The organism is Microbispora sp. NPDC046973, from assembly GCF_040644495.1.
Lineage (GTDB): Bacteria > Actinomycetota > Actinomycetes > Streptosporangiales > Streptosporangiaceae > Microbispora.
Map to the genome: position 1 here is coordinate 232,664 of NZ_JBEYWQ010000009.1, position 23,101 is coordinate 255,764.

General features: G+C 73.0%; 19 protein-coding genes. 14 read left to right on the plus strand and 5 right to left on the minus strand.

The genetic code is table 11. The features are described 5' to 3' along the window. Positions 1–34: 34 nt before the first annotated feature. On the minus strand, positions 35–979 hold the full coding sequence (locus tag ABZ860_RS19520; RefSeq protein ID WP_357222052.1) for a heme o synthase: 945 nt from the start codon (positions 977–979) through the stop codon (positions 35–37). Positions 980–1,230: 251 nt separating this feature from the next. On the opposite strand from ABZ860_RS19520, the gene tkt reads away from it, so the two are divergent. Genes tkt through pgl form a run of 6 tightly spaced genes read left to right on the plus strand, consistent with a single transcriptional unit; the run spans position 1,231 to position 9,555 of the window. Continuing rightward, complete coding sequence (gene tkt, locus ABZ860_RS19525) at positions 1,231–3,342, plus strand: transketolase (protein WP_357222054.1); 2,112 nt, start codon at positions 1,231–1,233, stop codon at positions 3,340–3,342. A gap of 10 nt (positions 3,343–3,352) precedes the next feature. Next, a complete protein-coding gene (gene tal / locus ABZ860_RS19530) occupies positions 3,353–4,456 on the plus strand; it encodes a transaldolase (RefSeq protein ID WP_357221951.1) in 1,104 nt (367 codons plus the stop codon). 7 nt (positions 4,457–4,463) lie between these two features. Further along, positions 4,464–6,089, plus strand: coding sequence for a glucose-6-phosphate isomerase (locus tag ABZ860_RS19535; protein ID WP_357221953.1), 1,626 nt, complete (start codon positions 4,464–4,466; stop codon positions 6,087–6,089). Between the two features lie 46 nt (positions 6,090–6,135). Continuing rightward, a complete protein-coding gene (gene zwf / locus ABZ860_RS19540) occupies positions 6,136–7,818 on the plus strand; it encodes a glucose-6-phosphate dehydrogenase (protein WP_357221955.1) in 1,683 nt (560 codons plus the stop codon). Between the two features lie 37 nt (positions 7,819–7,855). Continuing rightward, the gene (locus ABZ860_RS19545) at positions 7,856–8,779 is read left to right on the plus strand and encodes a glucose-6-phosphate dehydrogenase assembly protein OpcA (RefSeq protein ID WP_357221957.1); all 924 of its coding nucleotides are present in this window, start codon (positions 7,856–7,858) and stop codon (positions 8,777–8,779) included. Beyond that, a complete protein-coding gene (gene pgl, locus ABZ860_RS19550; protein WP_357221959.1) occupies positions 8,776–9,555 on the plus strand; it encodes a 6-phosphogluconolactonase in 780 nt (259 codons plus the stop codon). The genes ABZ860_RS19545 and pgl overlap by 4 nt, the downstream gene beginning before the upstream one ends. A gap of 85 nt (positions 9,556–9,640) precedes the next feature. On the opposite strand, the gene ABZ860_RS19555 is transcribed toward pgl, so the two are convergent. After that, complete coding sequence (locus ABZ860_RS19555; RefSeq protein ID WP_357221961.1) at positions 9,641–10,522, minus strand: hypothetical protein; 882 nt, start codon at positions 10,520–10,522, stop codon at positions 9,641–9,643. 57 nt (positions 10,523–10,579) lie between these two features. Here ABZ860_RS19555 and ABZ860_RS19560 point away from each other — a divergent pair, with 57 nt between their 5' ends. Then, positions 10,580–10,801 (plus strand): hypothetical protein, encoded by a 222-nt coding sequence (locus ABZ860_RS19560; RefSeq protein WP_357221963.1) that lies wholly within the window; start codon positions 10,580–10,582, stop codon positions 10,799–10,801. A gap of 71 nt (positions 10,802–10,872) precedes the next feature. Here ABZ860_RS19560 and ABZ860_RS19565 read toward each other — a convergent pair whose 3' ends face one another. After that, a complete protein-coding gene (locus ABZ860_RS19565) occupies positions 10,873–11,949 on the minus strand; it encodes a GNAT family N-acetyltransferase (protein ID WP_357221965.1) in 1,077 nt (358 codons plus the stop codon). Between the two features lie 196 nt (positions 11,950–12,145). Between ABZ860_RS19565 and ABZ860_RS19570 the strand changes: the two genes are divergently transcribed. Together ABZ860_RS19570 and ABZ860_RS19575 are read left to right on the plus strand one after the other, a co-directional pair. Further along, positions 12,146–13,543 carry an FAD-binding oxidoreductase gene (locus ABZ860_RS19570; protein ID WP_357221967.1) on the plus strand — a complete coding sequence of 466 codons (1,398 nt, stop codon included), beginning with the start codon at positions 12,146–12,148 and terminating at the stop codon, positions 13,541–13,543. Positions 13,544–13,553: 10 nt separating this feature from the next. Further along, positions 13,554–15,158: an amidohydrolase gene (locus ABZ860_RS19575; protein WP_357221969.1), complete on the plus strand. Its 1,605-nt coding sequence runs from the start codon at positions 13,554–13,556 to the stop codon at positions 15,156–15,158. Between the two features lie 13 nt (positions 15,159–15,171). Here the strand turns inward: ABZ860_RS19575 and ABZ860_RS19580 are convergent, their stop codons facing one another. Then, a complete protein-coding gene (locus ABZ860_RS19580) occupies positions 15,172–15,774 on the minus strand; it encodes a hypothetical protein (protein ID WP_357221970.1) in 603 nt (200 codons plus the stop codon). A gap of 167 nt (positions 15,775–15,941) precedes the next feature. Here ABZ860_RS19580 and ABZ860_RS19585 point away from each other — a divergent pair, with 167 nt between their 5' ends. Beyond that, complete coding sequence (locus tag ABZ860_RS19585; RefSeq protein WP_357221972.1) at positions 15,942–17,855, plus strand: histidine kinase; 1,914 nt, start codon at positions 15,942–15,944, stop codon at positions 17,853–17,855. Beyond that, positions 17,852–18,493: a response regulator transcription factor gene (locus ABZ860_RS19590; RefSeq protein WP_357221974.1), complete on the plus strand. Its 642-nt coding sequence runs from the start codon at positions 17,852–17,854 to the stop codon at positions 18,491–18,493. The genes ABZ860_RS19585 and ABZ860_RS19590 overlap by 4 nt, the downstream gene beginning before the upstream one ends. Before the next feature lie 18 nt (positions 18,494–18,511). Here the strand turns inward: ABZ860_RS19590 and ABZ860_RS19595 are convergent, their stop codons facing one another. After that, complete coding sequence (locus ABZ860_RS19595; RefSeq protein WP_357221976.1) at positions 18,512–19,405, minus strand: MBL fold metallo-hydrolase; 894 nt, start codon at positions 19,403–19,405, stop codon at positions 18,512–18,514. 116 nt (positions 19,406–19,521) lie between these two features. Between ABZ860_RS19595 and ABZ860_RS19600 the strand changes: the two genes are divergently transcribed. The 3 genes from ABZ860_RS19600 (at position 19,522) to ABZ860_RS19610 (ending at position 22,997) form a co-directional block, all read left to right on the plus strand. Continuing rightward, a complete protein-coding gene (locus ABZ860_RS19600; protein WP_357221978.1) occupies positions 19,522–20,409 on the plus strand; it encodes a LysR family transcriptional regulator in 888 nt (295 codons plus the stop codon). Positions 20,410–20,560: 151 nt separating this feature from the next. Further along, positions 20,561–21,295 (plus strand): hypothetical protein, encoded by a 735-nt coding sequence (locus tag ABZ860_RS19605; RefSeq protein ID WP_357221980.1) that lies wholly within the window; start codon positions 20,561–20,563, stop codon positions 21,293–21,295. Next, a complete protein-coding gene (locus tag ABZ860_RS19610) occupies positions 21,288–22,997 on the plus strand; it encodes a hypothetical protein (RefSeq protein ID WP_357221982.1) in 1,710 nt (569 codons plus the stop codon). The genes ABZ860_RS19605 and ABZ860_RS19610 overlap by 8 nt, the downstream gene beginning before the upstream one ends. Positions 22,998–23,101 lie beyond the last annotated feature (104 nt).

Here is a 23,101-nt window from a genome sequence, read left to right on the forward strand (position 1 = left end):
CACACCGGACGTAGGCGGGCCGGGCGGGAAAGGATCAGACGAGCAGGGAGTCGAGCGCGACGGCGAGGAACAGCAGCGCCAGGTAGATGTTCGACCAGTGGAAGAACCGCATCGGGCGCAGATCGACGCCGGTCTTGCCGGCGTTGACCCGGCCGAGCAGGCGGTAGACCTCCACCAGGCAGACCGCGCCGAGCACGAGCGCGGCGGCCGGGTAGAGCAGGGAGGTGCCGGCGATCGGCCACAGCAGCAGCGAGCACAGCACGGTGGCCCAGGTGTAGGCGACGACCTGCTGGACGACCCGGCGCTCGGTGGTCACCACCGGGAGCATGGGCACCTCGGCCGCCGCGTAGTCCTCGCGGTAGCGCATGGCGAGCGTCCAGGTGTGCGGCGGCGTCCAGAAGAACACGACGCCGAACAGCACGACCGGGGCCCACGACAGGCCGCCGGTGATGCCGGCCCAGCCGATCAGCACCGGCATGCAGCCCGCGATGCCGCCCCACACGATGTTCTGCGAGGTGCGCCGCTTGAGCACCAGCGAGTACACGAAGACGTAGAACAGGATGGCGCCCAGCGACAGCGCGGCGGCCAGTCCGTTGACCGTGAGCGCGAGCCCGAGCGTGGAAAGAGTGCCGAGAATCACACCGAAAATCAGCGCGCCCATCGGCGACACGTCGTGCTTGGCGAGCGGCCGCCTGCGGGTGCGCCGCATCGTCCGGTCGATGTCCCGGTCGATGTAGCAGTTGAGGACGTTCGCGCTGCCCGCCGACAGGGTGCCGAACACCATGGTGGCGGTCGCGGTCCACAGGTCGGGCAGGCCGTGCGCCGCGAGGAACATGACCGGCAGGGTCGTGATCAGCAGCAGCTCGATGATCCGGGGCTTGGTGAGCGCCACATAGGCCTTCACGAGCGCCCCGATGGAGCGGGGAGCCGTGGCCGTCGCGGTGGACCCGAGCGGGGTCACCGTCTGCTTGTTCGTCAGGACCGTCAAGGCGCTTCCAACACGTGCGGGGTCAACGCGTAACCTCTGATTAGGGCGGATCTCCGGGCAGCCGGTCTCCGGGCAGCAGCCGGCACTTGGTCAATCACTGTAGTCGCCACCGGCGGTGGTCCCCGAACCGGGGCCGAAGCCGCAGGCACCGTTACCGAGGTGGCTACCAAACGGTATTACGAGGAACCCGTTAGGGTCCCCTGTGGGCGGGAAATGCCAGAACGGCGCGAAAACAAGAGGGGATCGAGCAGTTGAGCAGCGCAAGCCTTGAGTGGAATGATCTTGACCGGCAGGCGGTCGACGTCGTGCGGGCCCTGGCGATGGACGCCGTGGAGAAGGCGGGATCGGGTCACCCCGGCACCGCGATGAGCCTCGCCCCCGCTGCCTACCTTCTGTTCCAGCGGGTCCTGCGTCATGACCCCTCGGATCCCAAGTGGGCGGGACGAGACAGGTTCGTCCTTTCCTGCGGGCATTCGAGCCTGACGCTCTACATTCAGCTCTACCTGTCCGGCTACGGCCTGACCCTGGACGACCTCAAGGCGCTCCGGCAGTGGGGCAGCCTCACTCCGGGCCACCCCGAGTACGGCCACACGGCCGGCGTGGAGACCACGACCGGCCCGCTCGGCCAGGGCATCGGCAACGCGGTCGGCATGGCCATGGCGGCCCGCCGCGAGCGCGGCCTGTTCGACCCGGACGCCGCGCCCGGCGCGTCGCCGTTCGACCACATGATCTGGTGCTTCGCCTCGGAGGGCGACCTCGAGGAGGGCATCAGCCACGAGGTCAGCGCCCTCGCGGGTCACCAGAAGCTCGGCAACCTGGCCGTGGTCTTCGACTCCAACCACATCTCCATCGAGGACGACACCCAGATCGCCCTGTCCGAGGACATCGTCAAGCGCTACGAGGCGTACGGCTGGCACGTCCTGGAGGTCGACTGGACCGCCACCGGCGAGTACAAGGAGGACGTCCGGGCGCTGTACGACGCGCTCGAGGCGGCCCGTGCCGAGACCGAGCGGCCGACGTTCATCAAGCTCCGCACGATCATCGGCTGGCCGGCGCCGAACAAGCAGAACACCGGCAAGATCCACGGCTCGGCCCTGGGCGCCGACGAGGTCGCCGCGACCAAGCGCGTCCTCGGCATGGACCCCGACAAGAGCTTCGATGTTCCCGCCGAGGTGCTCGACCACGCGCGTGAGGTCGTCGGCCGCGGCCGGGCCCTGCGCGCCGAATGGGACAAGGGTTACCAGAGCTGGCGCGAGGCCAACCCCGAGCGGGCGGAGCTGTTCGACCGCATCTCCAAGCGCAAGCTGCCGGAGGGCTGGGACAAGGCGCTGCCGTCGTTCGAGATCGGCTCGCAGGTCGCCACCCGCAAGGCGTCCGGCGAGGTGCTGAGCGCGCTGGCGCCGGTGCTGCCGGAGCTGTGGGGCGGCTCGGCCGACCTCGCGGAGTCCAACAACACCACGATGAAGGGCGAGCCGTCCTTCATCCCGGACGAGTACCAGACCAAGGAGTTCCCGGGGAACCGGTACGGCCGGACGCTGCACTTCGGCATCCGCGAGCACGGCATGGGCGCGATCCTGAACGGCATCGCGCTGCACAACGGCACCCGCCCGTACGGCGGCACGTTCCTGGTCTTCAGCGACTACATGCGGCCGTCGGTGCGGCTCGCCGCGCTGATGAAGCTGCCGGTGACCTACGTCTGGACGCACGACTCGATCGGTCTCGGCGAGGACGGCCCGACCCACCAGCCGATCGAGCACCTGTGGGCGCTGCGCGCGATCCCCGGCCTGGACGTCGTCCGCCCGGCCGACGCCAACGAGACGGCGGCCGCGTGGAAGGCCGTCCTGGAGAACAACGACCGCCCGGCGGGCCTCGCCCTGACCCGGCAGAACGTCCCCACCCTGGACGGCACGGGCGACCCCGACGCCGTCGCGCGGGGCGGTTACGTCCTGCAGGACGCGTCCAACGGCCAGCCCGAGGTCGTGATCATCGGCACCGGCAGCGAGGTCCAGCTCGCCGTCGAGGCCCGCACGATCCTGGAGTCGCAGGGCATTCCGACCCGCGTGGTCTCCATGCCGTGCGTGGAGTGGTTCCGGGCGCAGGACGCCGCCTACAAGCAGACCGTGCTGCCCCCGGCCGTCAAGGCCCGGGTCGCGGTCGAGGCGGGAATCACGCTGGGCTGGCGTGAGTTCGTGGGAGATGCGGGCGAGGTCCTGGGTCTCGAGCACTTCGGCGCCTCCGCGCCGTACAAGACGATCTACGAGCAGTTCGGCCTCACCGCCGACCGCGTCGTCGCCGCCGCCAAGGCCAGCCTGGCCAAGACGGGCGCCGACAAGGGCGAGACGACCGGAAACTGAGGGACGAAGGATGAATGAGAATCTGAAGCGGCTGACGGACGCCGGAGTCTCCATCTGGCTCGACGACATCAGCAGGGAGCGGCTGCGCTCCGGCAACCTCGCCGCCCTGATCCGCGACAAGAACGTGACGGGGGTCACCTCCAATCCCACGATCTTCGCCTCGGCGCTGAGCAAGGGCGACGCCTACGACGCGCAGCTGCGCGACCTCGCCACCCGCGGCGTGACGGTCGAGGAGGCCGTACGCGCGATCACCACGTTCGACATCCGCTGGGCGGCCGACGTGCTGCGGCCGGTCTTCGACGCCACCCGCGGCGTCGACGGGCGCGTGTCGATCGAGGTGGACCCGCGCCTGGCCCGCAAGACCGAGGCGACGATCGCCGAGGCCCGCGCGCTGTGGTGGCTGGTCGACCGGCCCAACGTGCACATCAAGATCCCGGCGACCGTCGAGGGCCTGCCGGCGATCACCCAGGCCATCTCCGAGGGCATCAGCGTCAACGTCACGCTGATCTTCTCGCTCGAGCGCTACCGCCAGGTGATGGACGCCTGGCTGAGCGGGCTGGAGAAGGCGAAGGCCAACGGCCTCAACCTGGCCACGATCGAGTCGGTCGCGTCGTTCTTCGTGAGCCGCGTCGACACCGAGATCGACAAGCGCCTCGACAAGATCGGCACGCCGGAGGCCGCCGAGCTGAAGGGCAAGGCCGCCGTGGCCAACGCCCGCCTGGCGTACGCCGCGTACGAGGAGGTCATGAACTCGCCGCGCTGGCAGGCGCTGCGCGCGGCCGGCGCGCACCCGCAGCGCCCGCTGTGGGCCTCCACCGGCGTGAAGAACCCCGACTACCCCGACACCCTGTACGTGGAGCAGCTGGTCACGGCCGGGGTCGTCAACACCATGCCGGAGAAGACGCTGGACTCCTCGGCCGACCACGGCCGGATCTCGGGCGACACGATCCGCCCCTTCTACCAGCAGGCGTGGGACGTCATGGCCTCGCTCAAGCAGGCCGGCATCGACTACGACGACGTCGTCCGCGCGCTGGAGGAGGAGGGCGTCGAGAAGTTCGAGACGTCCTGGAACGAGCTTCTCGAAACCGTCGACGGCGAGCTGCGGAAGGCCTGAGCTGCACATGACAATCGAGGTGACCCTCGGCGACGAGGCGGACGCCGTCAAGGCGGTCAAGGACAAGCTCGTGGCCGAGGGGGTGCCCGCGGCCCTCGCCGCGGGCGACTCCGCGCTGTGGGGCCCGCAGGCGCAGTCCGAGGCCGCGATCCGGCTGGGCTGGCTCGGCCTGCCCCACAGCAGCCGGGAGCTGCTGCCGGAGATCGCCAAGCTGGTGGAGCGGGCCCGTGCCGAGGGCCTTGACCACGTGGTGCTCGCCGGCATGGGCGGCTCCTCCCTCGCTCCCGAGGTGATCTGCGCCACCGAGGACGTTCCGCTGACCGTCCTCGACACGACCGACCCGCACCAGGTGCGGCGCGCGCTCGCCGACCGGCTCGACCGCACGATCGTCGTGGTGGCGAGCAAGAGCGGCGGCACAATTGAGACCGACAGCCACCGGCGCGTCTACGAGCAGGCGTTCCGCGACGCGGGGATCGACCCGGCCGAGCGGATCGTGGTCGTCACCGACCCCGGCTCTCCGCTGGAGCGCACGGCCATCGAGGCCGGATACCCGGTCGTGCTCGCCGACCCGAACGTGGGCGGCCGCTACAGCGCGCTCACCGCGTTCGGCCTGGTCCCGAGCGCCCTCGCGGGCGCCGACGTGGCCAAGCTGCTCGACGACGCCGCCGCTGTGGCGCCGCTGCTCGCGCAGGACGAGGGCAACCCGGGCCTGGAGCTCGGCGCGCTGCTCGGCGCGCAGGCCCTGCGCGGGCGCGACAAGCTGATCCTGCGCGACGCGCCGTCCGACATCACGGGCCTGCCCGACTGGATCGAGCAGCTCATCGCCGAGTCGACCGGCAAGGAGGGCAAGGGCATCCTGCCCGTCGTCGGCGCCGAGGCCGCCGAGGCGGACGACCAGTTCCTCGTCACCATCGGGCCCGACAGCGGTACGACCGTCGACGGCCCGCTCGGCGCGCAGTTCCTCGTCTGGGAGTACGCCACGGCGATCGCGGGCCGGGTGCTCGGGATCAACCCGTTCGACCAGCCCAACGTCGCCGAGTCGAAGGAGAACACCACCCGGATCCTGCAGGAGGCCGGGGACGGCCCGCTGCCGACCGGCACCCCGGTGCTCACCGACGGCCCGGTCGAGGTGTACGGCGACCTGCCCGGCGACCTGAAGAACCTGGCCGACGTCCTCACCTGGCTGCTGCGCGCGATTCCCGAGCGCGGCTACCTGGCGGTCATGGCCTACCTCGACCGCGAGGCCGCGTTCGACGCGGCGGTCGTCGGCGACGCGTCCTTCGAGGAGATGACCGACACCTGGGCGAGCGCCGACGTCGCCACGCTGCGGGCGCTGCTCGACTACCGCACCGACCACGCGGTCACGTTCGGCTGGGGCCCGCGCTTCCTGCACTCGACCGGCCAGTACCACAAGGGCGGGCCGGCGTCGGGTGTGTTCCTGCAGATCACCGGGGCCGTGACCGACGACGTCGAGGTCCCGGGCAAGACCTACACGCTGGGCAGGCTGCAGCTCGCGCAGGCCCTGGGCGACCTGGGAGCCCTGACCTCCCGCGGCAGGCCGGCCGTGCGCCTGCACCTCACCGACCGCGTCGCCGGGGTCAGGCACCTGCTCTCCGTGGCGGAGGAGCTCTGACCATGCGATGCGTTACTGGCGAAGGGCCCGTCCGCAGGGAGGACACATGACGGAGCAACAGGAGCCGCAGGCCCCCGCCGACGACGCCAGGCAGGCGCCGGAGGCGCCCGGCGGCGCCACGCAGCAGGCGGGGGACGAGCTGACGGTCGTGGAGCGGGCGGTCCTGGCCGCCGCTCAGGCCGCCACGACCGCGACCACCGAGCTGACCGTGGCCGCCAACCCGCTGCGCGACCCGCGCGACCGGCGCCTGCCCCGGGTCGCCGGGCCGTGCGTGCTCGTGCTGTTCGGCGTCACCGGCGACCTCGCCAAGCGAAAGCTGCTGCCGGCGATCTACGACCTGGGGAACCGGGGGCTGCTGCCCCCGGGCTTCTCCCTGGTCGGCTTCGCCCGCCGCGACTGGGCGCACGAGGACTTCGCCCAGGTCACGTACGAGGCGGTCAAGGAGCACGCGCGGACGCCGTTCCGCGAGGAGGTCTGGAAGCAGCTCAGCGAGGGCATCCACTTCTGCCCGGGCGAGTTCAACGACGACGGCGCCTTCGACGTGCTCGCCATGATGCTCAAGGAGATCGACGAGACCCGGGGCACCGGCGGCAACTACGCGTTCTACCTGTCGGTGCCGCCGAAGTTCTTCCCGGTCGTGATCGAGCAGCTCAAGCGGACGAACCTGGCCAAGGGTCCCGAGGGCTCCTGGCGCCGGGTCGTCATCGAGAAGCCGTTCGGGCACGACCTGAAGAGCGCCAGGGAGCTCAACGAGATCACCAGCGCGGTGTTCCCGGAGAGCTCGGTCTTCAGGATCGACCACTACCTCGGCAAGGAGACCGTCCAGAACATCCTGGCGCTCCGCTTCGCCAACACGCTGTACGAGCCGATCTGGAACCGCGGGTACGTCGACCACGTCCAGATCACGATGGCCGAGGACATCGGCATCGGCGGCCGGGCCGGTTACTACGACGGCATCGGCGCGGCGCGTGACGTGATCCAGAACCACCTGCTCCAGCTCCTCGCGCTGGTCGCGATGGAGGACCCCACCTCCTTCGACGCCGACGCGCTGCGCCGGGAGAAGGAGAAGGTGCTGCGGGCCGTCAAGCTGCCCGCCGACCTGGCCACCGGCACCGCCCGCGGTCAGTACGTCCGGGGCTGGCAGGGCGGCGAGCCCGTCGTCGGCTACCTGGAGGAGCAGGGCATCTCCCCCGACTCCGCCACCGAGACGTACGCCGCCGTGAAGCTGGAGGTGGCTAACCGCCGGTGGGCGGGGGTGCCGTTCTACCTGCGCACGGGCAAGCGGCTCAGCCGCCGCATGACCGAGGTGGCCGTCGTCTTCCAGCGGGCGCCGCACCTGCCGTTCAGCAAGGACGACACCGAGATCCTCGGGCACAACGCGCTGGTCATCCGTGTCCAGCCGGACGAGGGCATCACGGTGCGCTTCGGCTCCAAGGTTCCGGGCACGGCCATGGAGGTCAGGGACGTCAACATGGACTTCGCCTACGGCGAGTCGTTCATGGAGTCCTCCCCGGAGGCGTACGAGCGGCTGCTGCTCGACGTGCTCATCGGCGACCCGCCGCTGTTCCCGCACCAGCGGGAGGTGGAGCTGTCGTGGAACATCCTCGACCCGATCGAGGAGTTCTGGGCCTCCCAGGGCCAGCCCGAGGGGTACGCGTCCGGCTCCTGGGGTCCCGCCTCGGCCGACGCCATGCTGGCCAGGGACGGACGCGCCTGGAGGCGGCTGTGAGCGCGGCGCATCTGGGGTGGAGCGAGCGGAGAGCGGTGTGACGACCTTCAACCTGACCGAGACGACCGCGTCGAAGATCTCCTCGACGCTCACCCGCCTGCGACACCAGATGGGCGCGCCCGCCGTCGGCATGGTGCTGACCCTCGTCGTGGTGGTGGACGAGGCGGGGCAGTACGACGCCCTGCGCGCGGCCACCGAGGCGGCGCGCGAGCACCCCTCGCGCATCCTGTTGGTGATCAACCGCGACCCGGCCGAGCCCAACCGGCTGGACGCGGAGATCCGCGTGGGCGAGTCGGCGCCGGGCGAGGTCGTCCTGCTCCGCCTGTACGGCGAGCTGACCGAGCACGCCGACTCGGTGATCACGCCGCTGCTGCTCACCGACACGCCGGTGGTGGTGTGGTGGCCGGGCGAGTGCCCGGAGATTCCCGCCAAGCACCCGGTCGGGCATCTGGGCAGCCGCCGGATCATGGACGCCAGGTCGGCCGGAGACGCGGTCGCCGCCATCTCCTCGCGAGCGGGCAGCTACGTCCCCGGCGACACCGACCTGGCCTGGACCCGGCTCACGCCGTGGCGCAGCCTGCTGGCCGCCGCCTTCGACCAGCCGATGGGGAAGATCACCGGGGGTGTGGTGGAGGCCGCTGCGGGCAACCCCAGCGCGCCGCTGCTGGCCGCCTGGCTGTGCGACCGGCTGGAGGCGCCGATCGAGGTCGCCGCCTCCGGCGGCCCCGGCCTGACGGGTGTGCGGCTGACGATCGAGGGCGGCGGCGAGCTGACGGTGAGCAGGACCGACGCCAGGCTCGCCACGCTGTCGCGGCCCGGCAACCCCGACCGGCGGGTCGCCCTGGCCCGCAGGCCGACCTCGGAGCTGCTGGCCGAGGAGCTGCGCAGGCTCGACCCCGACGACATCTACGCCGCCTCGATCCGCCGCCTGGCGGAGATGAAGGGGCGGGGGCGGGCGTGACCGGCGTTCCGACCGTCATCGTCCACCGGGACGCAGAACTGCTGGCCCAGGCCGTGGCCGCCCGCCTCATCACGCGGCTGGTGGACACGCAGGCGGCCCGCGGTTCCGCGCACCTGGTGCTGACCGGCGGCACCGTGGGCATCGCGACGCTGGCCGCACTCGCGGGGACGGCGGCGCACGACGCCATCGACTGGCGGGCGCTGGACATCTGGTGGGGCGACGAGCGGTTCCTGCCGACCGGCCATCCCGAGCGCAACGAGACCGGGGCACGCCAGGCCCTGCTCGACCACGTCGACGTGGACCCGGCGCGGGTGCATCCGATGCCCGGCCCCGACTCGGGGATGACCGCCGAGGAGGCCGCCGACGCCTACGCGGTGGAGCTGGCCAAGGCGGCCAGGCCGGAGGACCACGGGCCGGTGCCGTCGTTCGACGTGCTGCTGCTCGGCATGGGCCCCGACGGCCACGTGGCCTCGCTGTTCCCCGGCCAGCCGGCCGTCTACGAAGAGGAGCGGCCGGTCGTGTCCGTGCACGGCTCCCCCAAGCCGCCGCCGACCCGGCTGTCGCTGACGTTCCCCGCGCTGCGGGCCGCCAGGGAGGTCTGGGTCGTCGCGGCGGGCGAGGAGAAGGCGCAGGCGGTCAGGATGGCGCTGTCCGACGCCGGACCGTTCCAGGTGCCGGCCGCCGGAGCGCGCGGGCGGCAGCGCACGCTGTTCCTGCTCGACCGCGCCGCCGCGCACAAGATCCCGCCGTCTCTGGGGCGGATCGCCTCCCCCTGACGGGAGATCACAGCGAAATAGCGGAACAGCGGAACGGCCGGGCCGGGGCACTCCCCCGCCCGGCCGTTCCGCGTCCCGGCGGCCTTCATTCCTGGCCGGAGCGGGCCTTGTCGAGGGCCGAACGGGCCTCCTCAAGGCGTACGCGGGCGGATCGGGCGGCGCGTTCTGCGTTCGTCTCCTCACGGCGGGCGACCTCCAGCCGGTGTCCGGCCGCGTTCAGCCTGTCCTTGGCCTTGGCGAGCTTCGCCGTCAGGGTCTCGACCTTGGCCGTGCGCCGCTCGTGCTCGCGTACGGCCTCGGCCCGCTCGGCCTCCCAGTCGGCGCGGCCCCGCTCCGCCTCCTGCGCGGCCCGCTCGGCCTCGGCGAGGGCGTCTTCCAGCTCCTTGATCCGGCGCTCCCGCTCCGCTTTCTCGCGCTCCTGCTCGGCTTCCCGGCGCTCGGCCTTCGGCGCGGGCCGCTCGCGCGCCGCCGGTCCGGGGGCGGGCCGCACGACGGGGGCGGGGGTGAAGCCGCTGTAGCTGAGGGGGCGGGTCAGCCGGCCCCGGCGAACCTGCTCGGCCGCGTCCTCGTCCACCACGGCCGCGTCGAGGGTCTGCTCGATCTCCAGATCGGCCGCGGCGGCCAGCGGATGCCCCGCCGCCTCGGCCTCCTCGCGTACGGACCGGACGAGACGGGCGACGAGCGGGGTGCGTTCGCGTCCGGCCTCGGCCAGCGCGTCGGCGTCCTGGGCCCGCCAGGCCTCCCGCAGCCGCCGGCCCAGATCGAGCAGCGGATCCAGCTCCCCCTCGCGCCGGGACGCCTGATTGACGGCCCACGCCACGACGGTGGGCTTGCGCAGCGCCTTGATCCGCTTGGCCAGGGCGGCGTCGCCGGCCGCCTTCGCCTCCTTGGCCAGCGCGTCGCGGGCCGAGGTGAACTCCTCGGGCACCATGCCGTAGAGCCGGTCGGCCGCCTCGTCGAAGTCCACAGACCACGTGTACCCGAGTTCCTCCTGGCGTTCCACCGTGGCGGCAACCGATATCTGGTGCTGGGCCTGGGCTGCGGGGAGGCCGCCGATCTCGTTCCGCCGTCCGACGAGGGCGAGCTGATCGCCTATGGGCCACTGCTGTCCGACGACGGCGCCGCCTGGCTGGGCACGGCGGCGCTGGTCCGGGCGCCTGATCCGGACACGGCACGCGCCGTCCTGACCCGGGACAGGTACGCCGGCATCGAGGTCCACGACTGGGAGTTCGGCGGGCGGCGGTGACGAACCGCGGCGTTCCGTCCTGGTCCGGCGCCCTGAGCTACGCCGGACCAGGAGGATCACCCGTGAGGACGTCAGCTCGGGGAAGCCGTCGCCATCACGCCCACGGCGATCCGCGCCTCCATCACACCGGGATCCTCGGTGTGGGTGAGCGTCGCGCCGAGGGAGTTCAGCAGCCTGCGCATGCGCGTGTTGTCGTACAGGAGGGTCGCGCGCACCTCGGCGAAGCCGAGGTCCCTGGCCTGGGCGAGGAGCATCCCGGCCAGCCGGCCGCCGAGCCCCCGCCCCTGCCAGCGGTCCTCCACGAGGAAGGCGATCTCGGCGATGCCGGGGTCGGCGGTGAACATCAGCGACGCGAGCGCGACGACCTGGCCGTCGTGCCCCGCGACGAGCGACTGGCCGCGGGCCCGGTCGCACAGCCGGTCGAAGACGCGCGACGGCAGGTTGGGGTTGGCGGTGAAGTAGCGGAACCTGCGCGTCTCGGGTGAGCAGCGCTCGTGCAGGTCGCGCAGCGCCTCGCGGTAGAGCGAGGTCAGCGGCTTGACCTGCACCTCCGCGCCGTCGGCGAGCCGCACCGGCCCCTCGGCCGCGGACGGCTCAGCCGGCGGCTGCGCCAGCCTCACCATCGCGGCGGCGCGGGCCGCCTCGGTCAGGGTGAACGGGAGCCCGGAGCGGCGCAGCCGGATCGACCGGCGCGGCGCCACGGGCACCACGAGCAGGGTCGGGTCGGGCAGCTCCACGGCCTCCCCCTCGTCCCGCTCGCCCTCCTCGTTCCGGGAGCGTACGGCGGTCGCGCCGTACACCCAGCGGGCGTCGTCGGCGCGCAGCAGCTCGCCCAGGATCTCCGGCAGGCGCCAGGGAGCCGAGCGCAGCCGGGCGGCGAGCAGCAGCGTACGCGTCGGCTCGTCGGTCAGTTCGTGCGCGGTGGCGGGCACGATCCGCACCCGCCTCCCGCCCGCGGCCTCCAGCGCCTCGCGTACGGCCTCCGGGGAGGCGGGGATGTCCGTGACGAACTCGTCGACCGTGCCGTCGGTGTCGGGCTGCACCGACAGGCCGAGGATGTTGCCGCCCTTGTCGGCCAGGGCGGTCGCCAGCGACGCCAGCCGCCCAGGCCGCTCGTCCACCGTCGTACGGATCCGGAAGAACCCCATCGCTACCCGCTCCCTCCATCGCGCTGGTCTTCAGGGTGCCGGAGCGCTGTTACGCGTTTGCTACACAGCAGTGAGCCGATCGTTTCCTTTCGATTGAGCACGTTACGACTACGGTTATCCGCATGCGTCTCCACGGATCTCCACGACATCCGTCGGCGAATCGCGAGATGAGCACGGATATAGCAGGATGTGCACCATGACCGCTCCCCTGTCCCCCGGTTTCGTCAACGGCGAGGTGTCCTTCTGGTACCGGTCGCTGGGGGTGCCCGCGCCCGGAGAGCCGCTCGGCGGCGACCTGCAGGCCGACGTGGCCGTGGTGGGCGCGGGCTACACCGGACTGTGGACCGCCTACTACCTGAAGAAGGCCGACCCGTCGCTGCGGGTCGTCGTGCTGGAGAAGGAGTTCGCCGGTTTCGGCGCGTCGGGACGCAACGGCGGCTGGCTGACCGGCGCGCTGGCCGGCTCACCCGAGCGGTACGCGAAGACCCACGGACGGGACGGGGCCCGGCGGCTGCAGCGCGCGATGTTCGAGGCCATCGACGAGGTCATCCGCGTCGCCCGCGAGGAGGGCATCGACGCGGACATCGTCAAGGGCGGGCTGCTCACCGTCGCCCGCGGCCCGGCGCAGGACCTGCGGCTGCGCGAGGAGCTGACGGGCCAGCGCGCCTGGGGCTGGGACGCCGGCGACGTCCGGCTGCTGACCACCGACGAGATGAACGACCGGCTGCGTGTGGCGGGCGCCACCGGGGCCACCTGGAGCCCGCACTGCGCCAGGATCCAGCCGGCCAAGCTCGTCCGCGGCCTGGCGCGGGCCGTACGGGACCTGGGCGTCGAGATCTACGAGCGGACCCCCGTCACCGAGATCGCGCCCGGCCGGGCGGTCACGCCGTACGGCACCGTGCGGGCGGACCACGTGCTGCGCTGCACCGAGGGGTTCACCGCCACCATCGCCGGTCACCACCGCGACTGGCTGCCCATGAACAGCTCCATGATCGTCACCGAGCCGCTGCCCGAGCAGGTCTGGGCGGAGATCGGCTGGCAGGGCCGCGAGCTGCTCGGCGACATGGCGCACTACTACATGTACGCCCAGCGGACGGCCGACGACCGCATCGCCTTCGGCGGGCGCGGCAGGCCCTACCTGTACGGGTCGAGGGTCGACGAGCGGGGGCACACGCACGACTGGACCGTGGACGCCCTGTGGGACCTGCTGGTCTCCTTCTTTCCCGCCGTCGCCGGGTCGCGCGTGGAGCACGCCTGGTCGGGCGTTCTCGGCGTGCCGCGCGACTGGTGCTCGGCCGTCCACGTGGACCCCGCGACCGGCCTCGGCTGGGCGGGCGGCTACACGGGCCACGGCGTGACCACCACCAACCTCGCCGGGCGCACGCTGTGCGACCTGGTGCTGCGCCGCGACAGCGACCTGACCCGGATGCCGTGGGTGGACCGGCGGGTGCGCGCCTGGGAGCCCGAGCCGCTGCGCTGGCTCGGGGTCCACTCGATGTACCGTCTCTACCGCCTGGCCGACGCCCGCGAGAGCAGGGGCATGACCAGGACGTCCGTACTGGCCAGGATCGCCGACAAGATCACCGGGCACTGAAAGGCATCACGTGAGTTCCTCCCTCCTGTTCCGCGGCGGCCGCGTCTTCGTTCCCGGCGGCTTCGCCGAGGCGGTCCTCGTCCGCGACGGCGTGATCGCCGCCGTCGGCGCCGAGTCCGACCTCGTACGGCTGTCGCCGGACGCCGAACCGGTGGACCTCGGTGGCGGCCTGCTGACGCCGGGGTTCACCGACGCCCACGTCCACCCGGTGCAGGCCGGTCTCGAGCGGGCCAAGTGCGACCTGGCCGAGGTGTACGGGCTCGACGCCTACACGGCCAAGATCGCCGACTATGCCGCGAGAAATCCGGGCAAGGAGTGGATCGACGGCGGCGGCTGGGACATGTCGGCCTTCCCCGGCGGCCTCCCCCACCGGTCCCTGATCGACTTCCTCGACCGGCCGGCGTACTTCGTGCAGCGCGATCACCACGCCGCCTGGGTCAACACGCGCGCGCTGGAGCTCGCCGGGATCACGAAGGACACCCCCGACCCCGCGGACGGCCGCATCGAGCGCGACCCTGACGGCACGCCGAGCGGCGTGCTGCACGAGGGCGCCATGGACCTCGTCGGACTGCTCACCCCGCGCCCGACCCCGGCCGACGTCGACGCCGCCCTGATGGACGCGCAGGCCCACCTGTTCTCGCTGGGCATCACCGGCTGGCAGGACGCCATCGTCGGGTCGTACGCCGGGTCGGACGACCAGTTGCCCGCCTATCTCTCCGCGGCCTCCTCGGGACGGCTGAAGGCGCGCGTGGTCGGCGCCCTGTGGTGGGACCGCACGCAGGGCGCGGAGCAGATCGCGAGCCTGGTCGAGCGGCGCACGATGGCCGAGGGCCTGGACCGGTTCCGGGCGACCTCGGTCAAGATCATGCAGGACGGCATCCCGGAGAACTTCACCGCCGCCGTCATCGAGCCCTACTGCCGCTGCGGCGGCACCGGGCTGTCGTACATCGAGCCGGCCCTGCTCGACGGCTACGTCAAGGAGCTCGACGCCCTGGGCTTCCAGGTGCACTTCCACGCCATCGGCGAACGGGCCGTGCGCGAGGCGCTCGACGCGCTGACCGGCACCGACCCCGCCAACCGGCACCACATCGCGCACGTGCAGATCATCACGCCGCAGGACGTGCCGCGCTTCGCCGAGCTCGGTGTGACGGCCAACCTGCAGGCGCTGTGGGCCACCCACCACCTGCAGATGGACGAGCTGTGCATCCCCTACCTCGGCGAGGAGCGCGCCTCCTGGCAGTACCCCTTCGCCGACCTCGTACGGCACGGCACCCGCTTCGCCGGGGGCTCGGACTGGCCGGTCTCCTCGGCCAACCCCCTGGAGGCCATGCACGTGGCGGTCAACCGCACCGAGCCGGGCGGTTCCGTCCACGCGACGTACCCCACGGCCCAGACCCCGTTCCTGCCCGAGCAGAGCCTCGACCTGCGCACGATCATGACGGCCTACACCGAGGGCTCGGCCTGGATCAACCGCTCCCCCGCCGGGGTGATCGAGGAGGGCCGCCCGGCCGACCTCGTCGTGCTCGACCGCGACCCCTTCACGCTCGACTCGAAGGACATCTGGACGACCGAGGTCGCCATGACGTTCCTCGACGGCGAGCAGGTGCACGGCTGACCGGAACGGCGCTTCAGCGGTCCCCGGCGAGGGCGGGGCGGCGCCGGGACACGGCGAACGCCACGGCGAGGCAGGCCGCGGCGAGCAGCAGCGCCGAGCCGCGGAAGCCGAGCGGACCGTCCTCTCCGACGGGGCCGCCCACCACCCAGCCGACGACCAGCGAAGGACCGGCCCACCAGGGCAGCATCCCGGCGCGAAGCAGCCCGATGGCGAAGAGCGCCAGCCCGATCAGCGAGGCGAGCATGGACAGGAGGTAGACCGGGCCCAGCGCCTCCGTGTCGCCGCTGACGAGCGACGCCACGAGCGGAGGCAGGAAGCCGAGCATGCCGACGGTCGTGAGGACGAGCGCCACCGAGCCGAGCCGGCCGTCCCGGCCGCCGTGCAGCGCGTGGATCGCCGCGGCCGACACCAGCATGCCGAGAGCGAGGGGGAACCCGTCCGCGGCGAAGACGTAGTCGGCGAGGTCGATCAGCCGGTCGTGCTGCGGCACGGAGGTGAACAGGTCGAGCAGGGCGAGCGCGGCGGCCGACGCCGCGCCCGTCAGGAGGCCGGTCTGGGCCAGCCCGTACGGCAGGCGAGCGGGTCCGGTGTGGGCCTGGGGGGCCGATGTCGTCATCGGTGTCCTCTCTCGATGCGGTGATCCGACGGTCGGCGACGACACTAGAAACCGGGTGGCCGCCGGTCGTCCGGCCGCGCGGGGAAATCCCGTCCGCCCGCCGTGTGAGCCGGAAGTCCGCCCGTGGTGGGACGACACGGCACGGACGGGGGCCTAGTCTTCGGGCGATGGACCGGCACTTCCCGTTATCCCGATGGGGTACGGCCGTCAGCGGCGATCTGCTGCTCGCGGCCGCGCTCGCGCTGGTCATGGCCGCGGCGGCCGCCCTGGACGGGCCGGCGACCCTCGGCGGCCGGGTGGGCGCGGTGGTCGCCGCGGGCGGGCTGCTGGTCCTCGCTCACCGGCGCCGCCGTCCGGCCACGGTGGTCGCCGTCGTGATCGTGGCCACCGTGACCGAGGTCGTCGCCTCCCCGCAGGCCAGCACGGCTCCGGCGTTCCTCGCCATCATGGTCGCCACGTACTCGCTCGGCGCGTACGCGTCGACCTGGCCGCTCGTCGCGGGCCTGGCGCTGGCCACCGCCGGGGTGGCGACCGCCCAGTATCTGGGGCCCTCGCAGGGGTATTCACGCGCCTCCGCCGATCTGTTCCTGGTGGCGTCGCTGGTGCTGGCTCCGGGGGTCGTCGGCGGCGTCGTGGGCGCGCGCGACCGGCTCGGGCGGCGGCTGGACGCGGGGACGGAACGGCTGCGGGCCGCGCGGCACGAGCGGATCGCGGAGGAGCTCGCACGCGAACGGCGCCGGGTCTTCGCCGCCCTGGAGGTTCTGCTCGGCGGCCTGGACGAGACCAGGCGGCACGCGGCCGTCACCGGGCTGGCGGACGTGACCGCTCTGGAACGGATCGCCCGGGACCTGCTGACCCGGATGCGTGCCCTGGTCGGGGAGCTGCGGGCGCCGAGCTCCGACGGCAGGCGTCCGGTCCGCGAGGTCGCGGAGCTGCGGACGCAGGTGCGGGAGGCGCTGGCCGCCGCGAACCTGCCCGACACGCACTGGAGCGGGCTGCGCCCCGCCGGCCGGTGGGCTCTGGCCTCCTCGGGATGGCGGGACGCGGCTCCGGCCGGCGTCGCGGCGCCACTGACATGGGCCGGGCGGCATCCCTTGAGCTGCGCCGTGATCTGCCTGGTCGTCACCCCGGCTTACACGGCGGCGACCGCGAGCCCTGATCCCTTCGACGGTCTGGTGCCCTGCGGGGTCCTCGTCGTGTCGCCGTTCATCCTCGGTGTGGCCTGCCCGATCCGCCGGGCGCTGGCCGGGCTCGCGCTCTGCCTGCTCGGCTGCGCGGCCGTCGGCCTGGCCAGTCCCGCCGCGGTGGTCACGGCGCCGGAGGCGGCCGGGGCCGTCGCGGTGATCGTGGGGTGCTGGGCGGCGGGCCGGGTGCTGCGCGGCGGCGCCGAGGCGCTGGCCGCGCGGGCGCGGGCCACCATCGCCGCCGCCGAGGAGAACCGGAGAAGGGCGGCCGCCGCGCTGGACGAACAGCGCGCCCGCGTCGCCCGGGACCTCCACGACGCCGCGGGGCACATGATGACCGTCATCGTGCTGCAGGCGGCCGCCGCGCGGCGGGTCTGGGAGACTCGCCCCGACCTGGCCGGCGAGCACGTGGCCGTGTTGCGCCGCACGCTCGCCGAGGCGCTCGGCGAGTTGCGCCCGCTCCTGCTCTCGCTTGCACTCGCCGACGTCCCCGCCACGATCGGGCTCGGCGGCCTGCCCACGCTCGCGGAAAGAGCGAGCGGCTGCGGGTTGCGGGTGGCCCTGGAAGTGGATCCGGACCCAGGCACGGGGGCGCCGCTTCCGCGTGCGGTGGACGCGGCCGCCTACCGGATCGCCCAGGAAGCGCTGACCAACGCGGCCCGGCACGCCCCCGGCGCGTTCGTGCGCGTGAGGATCACGCGCACGAAGCGGACCCTGGCGATCGAGGTGAGCAACACCCCGCCCGCCGACCGGCCGGCGCTGTCCACCTCCGGCGGGCACGGCCTGAGCGGCATGGCCGAGCGGAGCGCCGCCTGCGGCGGCACGTTCGCGGCCGGCCCCCGGCCCGGCGGCGGCTTCGGCGTTCGCGCCGTGTTCCCCCTGGAGGAAGTAACGTGATCCGCGTCCTGCTCGCCGACGACCAGCCCTTGGTGCTGACCGGGCTGCGCACCATTCTGTCGGCCGAACCCGACATCGACGTCGCCGGCCAGGCGCGGGACGGTCACGAGGCCGTCGTGCTCACCCGCGACCTGCGGCCGGACGTCGTGCTGATGGACATCCGCATGCCGGGGCTCGACGGGCTCGCCGCCGCCCGCCAGATCCTCGCCTCAATGCCCGACGTCCACGTGATCATGCTGACCACGTTCGACCTGGACGAGTACGTCTACGAGGCACTGCGCGCGGGAGCCGGCGGCTTCCTCGTCAAGGACCTTCCGGACGAGCAACTCGTGGCGGGCGTGCGCACGGTGGTCCGCGGGGACACCCTGCTCGCTCCGTCGGTCACGCGCCGGTTGATCGAGGCGTACACGCGGCGTCCTCCTGCTCAGGCCGCCCTGCCTCCGGGCGCCGACAGGCTGACACCGCGAGAGGTCGAGGTCTGGAGGCTGGTGGCCCGGGGCCTGTCGAACACCGAGATCGCCGCCGAACTGTTCGTCGGAGAGGCCACCGTGAAGACACATGTCTCCCGGATCATGGCCAAGCTGGGGGCCCGCGACCGGATCCAGGCGGTGGTGCTGGCCTACGAATGCGGCCTTTGACGCGCTCCCCCGCATGCGTCACGCGGGGTGCTCGGCGCACAGGCAGCCGACGCCCTTCTCGATCCATTCCCGGCCGGCCCACTCCGGGTGCCGCTCGATCATGACGGCCCTGACCTCTTCGACGATCGTCTGCTCGCCCACGGCCGAGTCCCGGCGCGCCCAGGTCTCGTCGCGCAGCAGTTCGAGGTAGTCGCGGACGTCGGCGAGCAGTTGCGGGCCGCCGACGTCGCCGTGGCCGGGCACCACCACCCGCGGCGACGCGTCGGCCAGCCGCCGCATCACGCTGATCCACCGGGTGCCGGACACGTCGGTGTCGTGCGGCGGGAACCACGGGAAGATGGCGAACTGCCCGGCCTCCACGAGGTCGCCGGTGAACATCACCCCGGCGTCGGGGACCGTGATCACCTGGTCGCCCCTGCTGTGCGCCCGGCCCGTGGCCCGCAGCCGCACCACCCGGCCGCCCAGGTCGAGGTCGTACGCGTCGTCGTAGACGACGTCCGGGGTGGCGATCTCGACGCCCTCCAGCTGACGCGCGACCGGTTCGCCGAGCCCCCTGAACATGTCGAGGTAGGCGGCCCCCTTCGCCGCCAGGTCCTCGGCCTGCGCCCGGTTGACCAGGAACGTCGCCTCCCCGGTGAACGCCTGCGCCCCGAACGCGTGCTCGGGGTGGAAGTGCGTCGTGGTCAGGTACAGCCTGCGACCCGCCGCGTACTCCGCCGCGAACTTGAGCACGGTCTCGGCGTTTCGCGGGCCCATTCCGGTCTCGACGACCAGCACGGAATGCGTGCCGCCGATGACACCGATGTTGGGCACCAGCTGCACCCGGCGATTGGGGATCACCACCAGGTCACGGGCGAGCTCCCGCACCTCCTCGATCCGCACGACGGGCTCGGGCAGCACGTGTTCAGACATGACGTCCACTCCTCGGAGAGCCTGACAATCGGGCCGCTCCAGTCCATTACGGGATGTTCTGCGGCGTCCAACACCGGTTGCGCACGCCCGATACCGTGCCGGTATCGTCGCCGGTGATGGACCTACGCTCGCTGCGCTACTTCGTGGCGGTCGCCGAGGAGCGTCACTTCGGGCGGGCCGCCGCACGCCTGCACATGACCCAGCCGCCGCTGAGCCGCGCCATCCGGCAACTGGAGACCGACCTCGGCGCCCTCCTGCTGCACCGGTCGCCCACCGGCGTCACGCTGACCACCGCCGGCGCCGCGCTCTACGACGAGGCACGCGCACTGCTGGAGCAGGCCGAACGGGTGCGTGCCCGGGTCGCCGCCGCGGCCGGCGCCGCCACCCTGACCATCGGCACTCTCGCGGACAGCGCCGAACAGGCCGGAGCCCGGCTCGCCGCGGCCTTCCGCCGGCGTCATCCCGCGGTCCAGGTCCGCGTCCGTGAAGCCGACTTCACCGATCCGACCACGGGCCTTCGGGCCGGCCTCGTCGACGTCGCCCTCACCAGGGAGCCGTTCGACGACACCGGGATCACCACCCGCCTGCTGCGCTCCGACCCCATGGGGGTGGTCCTGCGGGCCGACGATCCGCTCGCACGCCGCGAGATGCTGCGGCTGAGCGATCTCGCCGATCGCCCCTGGTTCCGCCTGCCCGACGGCACCGATCCCGTCTGGCGCGCCTACTGGAACGCCACCACGCCCGGCGGCGAACTCAGGGACGGCCCGGTGGTGCGCACCGTCCACGAATGCCTGCAGGCCGTCCTGTGGAACGGCACGGTCGGGCTGGCGCCGGCGGCTCACGCGCTGCCCGAGGGGCTCACGTCGGTGCCGCTGGCCGACATGCCGCCCAGCCGCCTCGTCCTCGCCTGGAACAGCGCCGACGCCAACCCGCTGATCCGCTCGTTCACCCACATCGCCACGGCCGTCTACCGCTCCGCGAGCCGGGAGCCGGCGCGTCCGTGACGGCCCTGAGGCCGCCGTCCTCGCCGGTCTTCCAGCCGCCGGCCAGGGCGATCTGGCGGCGGTTTTCATGATCTGGGAGCTTCACAGGCGCACTTGACCGACCCGATCTTGGCCGGTGATGATTTGCGTGCATCCGTCCCCCGGGGGCCACGTGAACGGGACCGAGCACGCGCCGCACGCCGGAGTCCGGCTGGTCGTCGTGGACGACGACGACATCAGCCGCGCCGGGATCACGGCCATCCTCTCGGCGGTCGAGGGCCTCGAGATCGTCGCCTCCCTCGACCATCCCGCCGCGACGGCGTGGGGCGAGCAGTGGCGTGACGTCGACGTCGTCCTGGTGGACGCCGCCGACGAGCGCAGGAACGACGACCAGTTCCCCGGCGTCTCCGTCGTCGAGTCCGTGCGCCACCACCGCGACCGGCGAGAGACCCGCGTCATCGTCTTGACCGGGCACTTCTTCGACGGCGCCGTGCGGCGCCGGGTCCGCGAGGCCGGGGCCGACTTCTTCTACCACCGCAGCGAGCTGGCCGACGCCGCCGCCCTGCGGGCCGCCGTACTGCGCCGCGCGGGCCGGCCGGTGCCCGAACCGGAGGACCCCGAGGAGGAGATCCGCCTCGGGGTCTCGCCGCACAGCCGGGTCAACGCCGCCGTCGCGCACGCGCTGGCCGAGGGCCTGCCCGACCGGCTGGCCGAGCGGGCCAACCCCCGGTCCCGCGCCTGGGAACGGCTGCGCCGGGAGTTCAACCGGCACGCCCGCCTCCAGGCGATGACATCCGACGGCCGGCTGCCCGACCGGCCGCAGGACACGCCGTCGCTGCCGCAGATCTCCCGGTTCCTGACGTGGGCGACGCGGGTGAAGACCCGGCGGCCCCCGCCCGATGGCTGAACCGCTGCCCCCGATCGGCGAGGTGGCGGCCGGCTCGATCCCGTACGGCCTGCGGCGCGTGTCCCTCAACATCCGGCTGGCCTGCCGGGTCGCCTGCGTGATGATGAGCATCACCATGGGCACGCTGCCGCCCGCCGTCGCCTGCGCCGCCGGAGCCGTGTGCTGCGCCTACGATCTGGTGGCCTTCCGCTTCTTCCGCCGGGGCGGCCGGATCCGGCTGCGCTACCGCCTGGCCCTGGACTCGGCCGACGTCGCCGCCTGGGCCCTGGCGCTCGGCCGTCCCCTGGACGCCCCCGCTCTCCTCGCCGCGCCGCTCGCCGCCGAGGCGGTGATCGAACGCGGGGCGGCCGGCGTGCTCGTGCCGCTGGTCGTGGGTGGCGTGACGTCCGTGACGTTGCGTCTGGGGGGTCGTCCCGAGTCGCTCGCGCCTTTCGTCTGGCCCGCGTTCGGCCTCGTTCAGGGGCTGCTGCTCGCCCGTTACCTGCAACGACGGGTGCACAGGCGGCTCCGCGCCGCCGCCGCCGAGCGTGAGGCCGCCCACAGCCAGGCCGTGCTCGCCGGGCGCAACAGCGTCGCCGTGGGAGCCGACACGATCGTGGACGTGCTGACTCGCACCTGGCCGCTGCTCGCCGTGCCCGGCCGGCCGGTGGGCTCCCCGCTGTCCGCCTGGCGGCGGCGCCTCGCCGAGGAGACGGCGGATCACGCCGAATACCTTCGCACGGCGTTGCTTCGCTGGGAACAGCGCCACAACGCGTCCAGCCCCGACCTCTCCCGGGACGTCGAGTTCCCGCCCGCGCCGGACGGTGGCCTCCTGCTGACGCCCCCGCAGGTGACCGCGCTCGGCGCCGCCCTGGACGCCCTGGGACCGTCCGGCCGGGTGGAGGTGGCGGTGATGCGGGCGTCTCCGCTGGGCGGGGAGCAGATCCTGCGGGTGGCCGGGCGGCGCGTGGTCCTGCCCGCCGACGGGCGGCCCTCCGTGCCGCCGCTGGATCTCGGCCCACCGATCATCGCCATCGGAGGCGCGGGCTCGCTCGCGCACTCCTGGCCGGACATGGACGGCGTGCCCCTCGCCGCGACCGTCCCCCTCGCCCTGCTCGCGTGGTGCCTGGCCTGCTGGGCGCACATTCTGGTCGCCCGGCGCGGGACCGCCGCGCACGGCGCCGTGCTCGGGGCGGCGCTCGGCTACGGCGCCCTGGACGCGGCGATCTCCACCACGCTGCTCGGCAACGTCAGCGCCGGAGGGCTCACCAGGCTGCCCTTCCTGCACTTCCTGCTCTGGACCGGCCCGCTGACGGCGATGTACCTGCGGGACATCGCCCCGCGCCGGCGCGCCGTCGCGGTCGGCTTCCTCCTCCTCGTGGTGTGCGGCTGCGCGTGGCTGCTGCCGCACGCCGTCTCCCTCGCCGACCTGTCGACCCTCGTGTGGCCGCTCGCCCTGACCGCGGGCGCGTCCGGGCTGCGCGACCTGCTCGACCACGACACCCTCGCCTTCGCGGACTCCGTCACACGCGCTCACGACGCGGCCGCCGCCGCGGGCTTCGCGACCGGCCGAAGCGACGTGCTGCGACTGGTCGAGGACGCGGTGAACGAGGCGTCCGAGCGCGTCAGGGCGCACCGCCACCTGCTCGATCCCGACTTCGTCCCCGAGATCGAACGCCGCCTCGCCCTCGTCCGGGGTCGTCTGGCGACCTTGCGTGAGTGACATGTCCGCCACTCAGCTCAGCGGGCTCCGCCTGCGCCGAGCTCACACTCGCCGATTGTCCACGGCACAACCGATGCGGAGAAAAGCGTCAGGGCCCTTCCCCG

What these genes read in the sequence shown, in the direction of transcription:
- tal (WP_357221951.1), top strand. Translation starts at nt 3,353, where the DNA reads ATGAATGAGAATCTGAAGCGGCTGACGGACGCCGGAGTCTCCATCTGG.
- ABZ860_RS19535 (WP_357221953.1), top strand. Translation starts at nt 4,464, where the DNA reads ATGACAATCGAGGTGACCCTCGGCGACGAGGCGGACGCCGTCAAGGCG.
- zwf (WP_357221955.1), top strand. Translation starts at nt 6,136, where the DNA reads ATGACGGAGCAACAGGAGCCGCAGGCCCCCGCCGACGACGCCAGGCAG.
- ABZ860_RS19565 (WP_357221965.1), bottom strand. Translation starts at nt 11,949, where the DNA reads ATGGGGTTCTTCCGGATCCGTACGACGGTGGACGAGCGGCCTGGGCGG.
- ABZ860_RS19570 (WP_357221967.1), top strand. Translation starts at nt 12,146, where the DNA reads ATGACCGCTCCCCTGTCCCCCGGTTTCGTCAACGGCGAGGTGTCCTTC.
- ABZ860_RS19580 (WP_357221970.1), bottom strand. Translation starts at nt 15,774, where the DNA reads ATGACGACATCGGCCCCCCAGGCCCACACCGGACCCGCTCGCCTGCCG.
- ABZ860_RS19585 (WP_357221972.1), top strand. Translation starts at nt 15,942, where the DNA reads ATGGACCGGCACTTCCCGTTATCCCGATGGGGTACGGCCGTCAGCGGC.
- ABZ860_RS19595 (WP_357221976.1), bottom strand. Translation starts at nt 19,405, where the DNA reads ATGTCTGAACACGTGCTGCCCGAGCCCGTCGTGCGGATCGAGGAGGTG.
- ABZ860_RS19600 (WP_357221978.1), top strand. Translation starts at nt 19,522, where the DNA reads ATGGACCTACGCTCGCTGCGCTACTTCGTGGCGGTCGCCGAGGAGCGT.
- ABZ860_RS19610 (WP_357221982.1), top strand. Translation starts at nt 21,288, where the DNA reads ATGGCTGAACCGCTGCCCCCGATCGGCGAGGTGGCGGCCGGCTCGATC.